Origin of the sequence: Mesorhizobium sp. M4B.F.Ca.ET.017.02.2.1 (genome assembly GCF_003998955.1) — a bacterium.
In the GTDB taxonomy this organism is placed as follows: Bacteria; Pseudomonadota; Alphaproteobacteria; order Rhizobiales; family Rhizobiaceae; genus Mesorhizobium; species Mesorhizobium abyssinicae.
In genome coordinates, this window is record NZ_RZOF01000272.1 from 1 (window position 1) to 8562 (window position 8562).

7 protein-coding genes are annotated in these 8562 nt (G+C 66.1%); 2 read left to right on the top strand and 5 right to left on the bottom strand.

What is annotated here, in order from left to right:
* The 4 genes from EN738_RS25545 to EN738_RS25560 form a co-directional block, all read right to left on the bottom strand.
* On the bottom strand, window positions 1-1175 hold a 1175-nt coding region (locus tag EN738_RS25545), incomplete at its 3' end, for a CoA transferase (protein WP_145966929.1).
* Window positions 1176-1190: 15 nt separating this feature from the next.
* Window positions 1191-2714: a tripartite tricarboxylate transporter permease gene (locus EN738_RS25550; protein WP_127286132.1), complete on the bottom strand. Its 1524-nt coding sequence runs from the start codon at window positions 2712-2714 to the stop codon at window positions 1191-1193.
* 4 nt (window positions 2715-2718) lie between these two features.
* Entirely contained in the window at window positions 2719-3252 is a 534-nt protein-coding gene (locus EN738_RS25555) for a tripartite tricarboxylate transporter TctB family protein (RefSeq protein WP_127286133.1), read from the bottom strand.
* Between the two features lie 132 nt (window positions 3253-3384).
* The gene (locus tag EN738_RS25560) at window positions 3385-4350 is read right to left on the bottom strand and encodes a tripartite tricarboxylate transporter substrate-binding protein (RefSeq protein WP_127286134.1); all 966 of its coding nucleotides are present in this window, start codon (window positions 4348-4350) and stop codon (window positions 3385-3387) included.
* 202 nt (window positions 4351-4552) lie between these two features.
* Between EN738_RS25560 and EN738_RS25565 the strand changes: the two genes are divergently transcribed.
* Both EN738_RS25565 and EN738_RS25570 read left to right on the top strand, forming a co-directional pair.
* Window positions 4553-5323: an IclR family transcriptional regulator gene (locus EN738_RS25565; RefSeq protein WP_127286135.1), complete on the top strand. Its 771-nt coding sequence runs from the start codon at window positions 4553-4555 to the stop codon at window positions 5321-5323.
* Between the two features lie 309 nt (window positions 5324-5632).
* On the top strand, window positions 5633-8116 hold the full coding sequence (locus EN738_RS25570) for an EAL domain-containing protein (protein WP_127286136.1): 2484 nt from the start codon (window positions 5633-5635) through the stop codon (window positions 8114-8116).
* Between the two features lie 16 nt (window positions 8117-8132).
* On the opposite strand, the gene EN738_RS25575 is transcribed toward EN738_RS25570, so the two are convergent.
* The coding region (locus tag EN738_RS25575; protein WP_145966930.1) for a GNAT family N-acetyltransferase at window positions 8133-8562 on the bottom strand (430 nt) is incomplete at its 5' end.

The following is an 8562-nucleotide window of genomic DNA, read 5'->3' on the forward strand; positions in this document are numbered from 1 at the left end:
GCTCTTGTCTTGTCGCGCGCCGGCAGCGTCGCAAACACCTCGTCCATATGCTCGCCCAGCGCCGGCGGCGGCCCGGCCGGCAGCGGTGCCGCGCCGTCGACCATGAAGCCGCCGCGCACCACCGTCAGCGGCCGGTCCATGCCGGGCACGCCTTCGAAGCGGGTCGTCATGCCGCGCTCGGTCACCTGGCGCTCGTCGAGCACCTGCGGGATCGTCAGCACCCGCCCGGCCGGCACGCCGGCGCGGTTGAGCTTTTCCTCCCAGGCGGCGGCCGAGGCGCCCGCCAGCGCATCCTCGATCAGCGCCTTCAGCGCGGCGCGGTTCTGCTTGCGCGCCTCGCGCTCGGCAAAGCGCGGATCCGATGCCAGTTCGGGCCGTCTGATCAGTTGGGAAAGCGTGACGAACTGCTCCTGCTTGTTGGCGGCGATGTTGAGCAGCCCCTCGCCGGTGCGGAACGCGCCCGACGGTGCGGCCGTCATGTTCTCATTGCCCATCGGCCGCGGCTCGACGCCGGCGGTCAGATAGTTGGACACCGGCCAGCCGAGCGCCGAAAGCGTGCATTCTAACATCGACACGTCGAGGAATGCCCCCTCGCCGCTCGTCTTCTGCTTGACCAGGGCCGCAGCAATGGCGAAGGCGCCGACCAGCCCGCCGAGGGTGTCGGCGACCGGATAGCCGACACGCAGCGGCGCCGTTTCCGGCGTGCCGGTGATGCTCATGATGCCCGACAGGCCCTGGATGATCTGGTCATAGGCGGGATTGTCGCGCATCGGTCCGCTCTGGCCGAAGCCCGATATGGCGCAGTAGACGAGACCCGGGCGGATAGCCTTCAGGCTGGCATAGCCGAGCCCAAGCCTGTCCATCACGCCCGGCCGGAAGTTTTCCACCAGCGCGTCGGCGGACGCGACCAGGTCGAGGAAGCGGTCGCGATCGGCCTCCTGCTTGAGATCGAGCACGACCGATCGTTTGCCGGCGTTCTGCGCCAGGAAAGAGGCGCCCATGCCGGCCTGGTTGAGCGTTGCCGAAGCGCCGAGCTGGCGCGCCAGATCCCCGCCATTCGGCGCCTCGACCTTAATGACGTCGGCGCCGAGCAGCGCCAGCTGGTAGGCGCAATAAGGGCCGGCCAGCACATTGGTCAGATCGAGGACGCGGATGCCGGAAAGCAGGTCGGTCATGATGCTCCAGATCGATCAGGCATCGCCGGGCACGTGCTCCGGTCCGCGCCTGCGCCGGTGCTCGACCCAGGCCCAGATATGCGGCCCGACGAGACCGATGAAGGCGAGCGTCAGCAGCGTCAGCGACAGCGGATGCCGGTAGAATACCGTCCAGTCGCCGTTGGCGATCGTCATCGCGCGGCGGAACTGCGTCTCGGCCAGCGGCCCGAGGATCATGCCGATGATGACCGGCGCGGTCGGGAAATCGAAGCGCCGCATCAGGAAGCCGGCCGCCCCCAGAAGATAGAGGATGACGAGATCGACCGGCGACTGCGAGATGCCATAGGTGCCGACGGTGGCGAACACCAGGATGCCGGCATAGAGCTGCGGCGCCGGGATCTTCAAGAGCCGCACCCACAGGCTGATCAGCGGCAGGTTGAGGATGACGAGGATGACGTTGGCGATGAACAGGCTGGCGATCAGGCCCCAGACGAGATTGGCCTGTGTCGTCAAGAGCAGCGGCCCGGGGTTGATGCCGTAGCTTTGGAAGGCCGACAGCATGATCGCGGCGGTGGCCGAGGTCGGCAGTCCAAGCGTGAGCATCGGCACCAGCACGCCGGCGGCGGAGGCGTTGTTGGCGGCTTCCGGGCCGGCGACGCCCTCGATGGCGCCGACCGTGCCGAACTCCTCCTTGTGCTTCGACAGCTTCTTCTCGATCGCATAGGAGAGGAAGGTCGGGATCTCGGCGCCGCCGGCCGGCATGGCGCCGATCGGGAAGCCGATCAGGGCCCCGCGCAGCCATGCCTTCCACGAGCGTCCCCATTCGGCCGCGGTCATGTAGAGCGAGCCCTTGAGCGGCACGATCTCGTCCTTGCCGGCATAGCGGCGCGAGGCCATGTAGAGCGTCTCGCCGACCGCGAACAGGCCGACCGCGACGATGATGACGTCGACGCCGTCGAGCAGTTCGCCCATGCCGAAGGTGAAGCGCGGCTGCCCGGTTTGCAGGTCGACGCCGATCATGCCGATGACGAAGCCGGCGAACAGGCTGGTGAGACCGCGCACCGAGGACGAGCCCAGCACCGCCGAGACGGTGATGAAGGCGAGCACCATCAGCGAGAAATACTCGGCCGGGCCGAAGGCCAATGCGAACTTGACCACGATCGGGGCCAGGAAGGCGACGCCCAGCGTGCCGATCGTGCCGGCGACGAACGAGCCGATCGCCGAGGTGGCGAGAGCGGCGCCGCCGCGGCCCGAACGCGCCATCCGGTTGCCTTCCAGGGCGGTGACGATGGTGGCGCTTTCGCCCGGCGTGTTGAGCAGGATCGACGTCGTCGAGCCGCCATACATGGCGCCGTAATAGATGCCGGCGAACAGGATGAAGGAGGCTTCCGGCGCCACCTGGTAGGTGATCGGCAAAAGCAGCGCGATGGTCAGCGCCGGCCCGAGGCCGGGCAGCACGCCGATCGCCGTTCCGAGCGTCGTGCCGACCAGGCACCACAAAAGATTGGCCGGCGTGAAGGCTACCGAGAAGCCGTGTGCGAGTTGGTTGAGCGTGTCCATCGCGTCAGCCCCTGACCATGGCGATGACGGCGTTGATCACCGTGTTCAGCTGGTTTTCGACGAAGCCGGCGCCGATGTTGACGCCAAGCGCCTTAGCGAAGCCGAAATAGGCCGCGAGCGCCAGGATCAGCCCGAGCAGCACGTCGCGCAGCGGGCGGCGGCTGCCGAAGCCGTAGCAGACCAGCACGAACATGATCACCGATGCGGCGGTGAAGCCGAGCGGATGGATGAGCGTAAGGTTGGCGACGAGGCCGGCCACCACGAAGCCCATCGACTTCCAGTCGGTCGGCGTCTCCTTCTCCTCGTCCGGCTGCCAGCCGCCCCGGAGCGCCGCGACGATGAGCAGCAACGACAGCACCACCATGCCGGCCATGGTGATATAAGGGAACACCCTGGGACCGACTTTGGAATAGAGCGGCGACACCGGGATCGCCAGTGTCTGCCAGGCCACGGCCGCGGCGCAGGCCAAGAGCCCGACGCCGATCAACAATTCGGGTATGGCGAAGCGCGGCGGCGCCTGCTGGTCGCTGGTGCTCATGAATGTCCTCCCTGGATGACCGGCATCCCACGGCCGGTCCTGACCGCAGTCTCACCCGCGACGGAGTTCATGTCCATGCGCTTGGCGAGCGTCGAGGCGGGGCGGCGCGGGCCGCCCCGCTCCGGGAAGGCATCAGGCGAGGCCGAGATCCTTGAGGATGGCGCCGATGCGGGCGGTGTCCTCGGTGACGAACTTGGCATAGTCGTCGCCGGTGAGCAGGATCGGCGTCCAGTTGCGGTTCTTGCACTCGGTCGCCCAGGCCTCGCTCTTGGCCATGGTCTCGACCAGCTTGATGAGCGCTGCCTTGTCGGCATCGGACACGCCGGGCGGGGCGAAGACGCCACGCCAGTTGAACAATTCGACATCGATGCCGGCCTCCTTCAGCGTCGGCGCGTCGATGCCCTCCTGGCGTTTGTCGGCGGAGATGGCGAGCAGCCTGAGCGCTCCCGCCTTGATCTGCTCGGAGAACTCGCCATAGCCGGAAATGCCGGCCGCCACCTGGTTGCCGAGCAGCGCCGACAGCGCCTCGCCGCCGCCGGCGAACGGCACATAGGAGAGATTGGTCGCCGGCACGCCGGCCGACTTGGCGATCAGCCCGAACAAAATATGGTCCGAACCGCCGGCCGAGCCTCCGGCCACCGGAACCTGGGTCGGATCGGCCTTGAGCGCGGCGACGAAGTCGGCGGCGGTCTTGAACGGCGACGCCGCCGGCACCACCAGCGCTTCGAACTCGCCGGTGAGGCGGGCGATCGGGATCACCTCTGTCAGGTTGTTGGCCGACTTGTTGGCGATGATGGCGCCGACCATGACCATGCCGGCCACCATCAGCGAATTGGCCTTGCCATTCCACTGGTTGACGAATTGCGGCAGGCCGACCGTGCCGCCGGCACCGCCGACATTGGTGATCTGCGAGCCCGAGATCAGCTTTTCAGAGCGCAGCACCTGGTCGATCGTGCGTGCCGTCTGGTCCCAGCCGCCGCCGGGCGCGGCCGGCACGAAGATCTGGAGCTGCGGCGCGTCCTGCGCGAAGGCGGGCGTGAAGTGCAGTGCCGCGAAGCCGGCCGCGGTGCTCGTCAAGAATCTGCGTCTGTTCAGCATGGGATTCCTCCAAATCACGACACCTCCTCCGGTGCCTGCCAAGACGTGGCCTGAATTCAGACCCGCCTTCGAGTTCAAGCATTTGTGACTGCGTTCTGTCAACGGGAATGGCATTCTACTGGACAGAACGATTTTGCCACGACAAAATCGCCTCATCCGGGCTTGGCCTGGACGGGGCGACCAACATGAAATCATCATCGGGATGAAAAATACACCTGCCAGCCCGGCGTCGGCCGAAGGCGTTGCCGCGCTCGACCGCGCCATCGCCATCCTCGACGCATTCACCCCCGCTGACCGCTCGCTCGGCCTGGCCGAGATCGCGACCCGCACCGGCCTCTACAAGAGCACCATACTGAGGCTCGCCAACTCGCTGATGCGCGGGCAATTGCTGGAACGCCTGGACGACGGGCGCTATCGCATCGGGCCGGCCACCTTCAGGCTTGGCGCGCTCTACCAGCGCTCGGTGGTGGCGATGGATGTCCTGCTGCCGATCATGCGCGACCTGTCCGAGCGGAGTTGGGAAAGCGTCGCCTTCTATGTCCGCTCCGGCGACGTCCGTACCTGCCTCTACCGCGTCGAGTCCAAGCATCCGATCCGCTACACGATCCGCGAGGGCGACGTGCTGCCCTTGCTGGCCGGCTCCGGCGGCCGCGTGCTCGCGGCATTTTCGGGCGAGCCGGGCGAGCCCTATGAGACCATCCGCGAAGACTATCATCACTTGTCGGTGGGCGATCGCGATCCCGAGACGGCTGGCGTCTCGGCGCCTGTCTTCGGCCCCGGACGGACCCTTCTCGGCGCGCTCACCCTGGCCGGGCCGAGAACGCGCGTGGACGCGGCCTTTCTGCGGCGCATGACCGCGCCCCTGCTCGAGGCCGCCGCCCGCGCCACCCGCGCCTTCGGCGAAGACGCCTCGATGCTCGAACGGGCAAGCGTGAAAGCGGCCAGCGCCGGCAAAGCACTGGAATCTATCTGAATTATGTTCACAGGCTTCGGCCGCGACTTGCCGGACATTGGCATTCGGGCAAATTGGAAGCAGTCGAGCCCCAATAATATTTTCCTAAAATCCGATCCTATACCCCGGCGTAAGCTCGCCGCGGAAGAAGACGCCTTGTGTCGAGCTAAAATACTGGACAAGTTTATTGGCTGTTAAGGCCGACATGCTAGTCGAGCTGTTGTCGCATAACGAGCTGCGACATGAGGGCGAGAGGTTTCGTCCGACCCATGACTGATCGGTCGGACCGGCGGATTCACGGGGAGCCATGGCAATTTCCATGGAAGCTTGATGAGGCTGTCAGCGACGCTTGCCAGTCCGCGTCTTGTCGGACTGGTCTGGCCATTCATACTCGTGGTCCTGATCCAGGCTCTCGTCGCCAGCGGCAGCCTCTATACGCTTTCGGCCGTTCGCGCCTACGTTGGCGGCGAAAGCCATTGGTCGAAGGGACAGAAAGAGGCCATCTATTTCCTCAGCCTCTATGTCGATACCGGCAAAACGGGCTTCTTCAACGAATATCGCGACGCGATCGCCGTTCCGCTGGCCGACCACGCGGCGCGGCTGGCGCTCGAGCAAGCCGAGCCTGACACCGACGCGGCGCGCGCCGGTTTCCTGCAAGGCGGAAATCACGCCGACGATGTCACCGGGATGATCTGGCTGTTCCGCAACTTCCGCGATGTCAGCTACCTCGATGTGGCCATCCAGCGCTGGGCGGCGGCAGACGTCATGATCCTGGCGCTCGACGAGCTCGGCAACGCCATCCACCGCAAGATCGAGGAAGGACCGGCATCGGCGGCGCAGATCGGCGCCTGGAAGGCAGAGATCCACCGGCTCAACGATGAGATCGGCCCCCTTTCCAAGGCATTCTCCGACAGCCTGGGTGAAGGTTCGCGTTTCATCAAGCTGGCATTGACGCTGGCCAACCTGGCCACGGCGGCCTTGCTGATCCTGCTTGCCGTGTGGCGCACGCGCAAGCTGCTGGCGCAGCGTCAGGCCTTTCAGAACGCGCTCAACGCCGAACGCGAACGGGCCCAAATCACGCTCGCCTCGATCGGCCAGGCCGTCATCAGCACGACTGCCGACGGGCGGCTGGACTATATGAACGCCGTTGCCGAGCGTCTGTTGGCGCGCCAGTTCGATGCGGAAAAGGGCAAGCCGATCGCATCGCTGTTCAGGCTCATCGACAAGGAAACGGGCGTCGAGGAGACACGGTGGATGGAGCGCCTGCTGGCCGGCGAGCCGCAGCCCGCCAACGCCCGACCATGGCTGCTCAAGCGCGCTGACGGCTCGGTCGTTCCCGTCGCCTTGACCGGCGCGCCGCTGTCGGTCGCGGGCAGGCTGGTCGGCGCCGTGCTCGCGGTCCACGACATGACGCGCGAACAGGACTATATCGAGCGGCTCTCATGGCAGGCATCGCACGACGCGCTGACTGGGCTTGCCAACCGCCGCGACTTCGAGAACCGCCTGCAAAGAACGGCGGCGGACTTGCACAGCCGGCCAGGCCAGCACGCGCTGATGTATCTCGATCTCGATCAGTTCAAGCTCGTCAACGATACATGCGGCCACGCCGCCGGCGACCAGTTGCTGCGCCAGGTTTCGGTCCTGCTCGGCAATGAGCTGCGCGCGGGCGACATCCTGGCCAGGCTCGGCGGCGACGAGTTCGGCGTGCTGCTCTTCGACTGCAGCGCGGATGTCGCCGCCGATATCGCCGAACGGCTGCGGGCGACCGTGCAGGATCTGCATTTCTCCTGGAATGGGCGGCCCTTCGTCATCACTGTCAGCATCGGCGTGGTGCAGATCACCGATGCCGAAGTCACGCTCGAGGAGACCCTGCAGGCCGCCGACGTCGCCTGTTACATGGCCAAAGAGAAGGGCCGCAACCGGGTTCAGCTGCACAGCGACAGCGACACCGCCCTGCGCGAACGCTTCACCGAGATGGCCTGGGTCCAGCGCCTGCACGCTGCCCTGGAGGAAAATCGCTTCAGGCTCCATTGCCAGGAGATCTGGCCGCTCAATGATGCCGTGGCCGAAGCCGGCGCACATATCGAAATCCTGCTGCGGCTGACGGATGAGGACGGCTCCATCGTCTCGCCGGCCAGCTTCATCCCGGCGGCCGAGCGCTATGGGCTGATGCCGGCGATCGACCGCTGGGTCGTGCGCGGCGCATTCGCCGTTCTGGCCGCGCGCCTTGCCAACCCAACGGCCGCTCCGATCGCCACCTGTGCCATCAATCTCTCGGGGGCGAGCTTCGGCGACGAGACGTTCCTCGACTTCCTGCGCGAACAGTTCGGCGTCTTCGGCATTCCGCCGAACATGGTCTGCCTGGAGATCACCGAGACCAGCGCCATTGCCGATCTCGCCAACGCGATGCGCTTCATTGCCCAGTTGCGCGAGTTGGGATGCCGCTTCGCCCTCGACGACTTCGGCTCCGGCATGTCGTCCTTCGCCTATCTGAAACACCTGCCTGTCGACTATCTGAAAATCGACGGCAGCTTCGTCAAGGACATGCTGGAGGACCGCATCGACCGGGCCATGGTCGAGATGATCCATCATATCGGCAAGGTGATGGGCAAGCGCACGATTGCCGAGTTCGTTGAAAGCGAGAGCATCATCGAGGCCCTGAAGTCGATCGGCGTCGACTATGGCCAGGGCTATGCGATCGCCCGGCCGCAACCCTTCAACGCAACGACGAAGCTGCTGAGTCCGGGCTCGCGCGCTGCCCCCGACGACGGTCCGGACAGCGCTCTCGCGCGCAAGCTGCGCATGGCCGGCTGAGGATGGCTGGGCTGGCTCAGGGATGCCGTTCCAGCAGGATCGTCGCGTTGTCGTGATAGGTGGTACGCAGGATTTCCGTGTAGCCGCATTTGGCCGCGACATTGAGCGAGGCGGTGTTTTCCGGATCGATGATGCAGACTGTTCTGGCCGGCGAGAACGTCACGTCGCCCCAGGCGAGAGCCCGCTGTACCACTTCGCTGGCCAGTCCCCGGCCCTGCGCTTCCGGAGCCAGCGCCCAGCCAGCTTCCGGCACGCCCTCGATCGAGGGCTCGATGGCGCGCTTCAGATCGTGAAAGCCGGCCTCGCCGATGAAGCGGCCGGTCGCCTTCTCCTCGATCGCCCAGAAACCGTAGCCGAGCAGCGACCACAGGCCGGCATGACGCAGGAAGCGCATCCAGCTTTCCTCGCGCGTCCGCGGCTTGCCGCCGATGAAGCGGGGGACGGCG

Coding starts and splice junctions, on each gene's coding strand:
- EN738_RS25550 (WP_127286132.1), bottom strand. CDS start 2,714: ATGGACACGCTCAACCAACTCGCACACGGCTTCTCGGTAGCCTTCACG.
- EN738_RS25555 (WP_127286133.1), bottom strand. CDS start 3,252: ATGAGCACCAGCGACCAGCAGGCGCCGCCGCGCTTCGCCATACCCGAA.
- EN738_RS25560 (WP_127286134.1), bottom strand. CDS start 4,350: ATGCTGAACAGACGCAGATTCTTGACGAGCACCGCGGCCGGCTTCGCG.
- EN738_RS25565 (WP_127286135.1), top strand. CDS start 4,553: ATGAAAAATACACCTGCCAGCCCGGCGTCGGCCGAAGGCGTTGCCGCG.
- EN738_RS25570 (WP_127286136.1), top strand. CDS start 5,633: ATGAGGCTGTCAGCGACGCTTGCCAGTCCGCGTCTTGTCGGACTGGTC.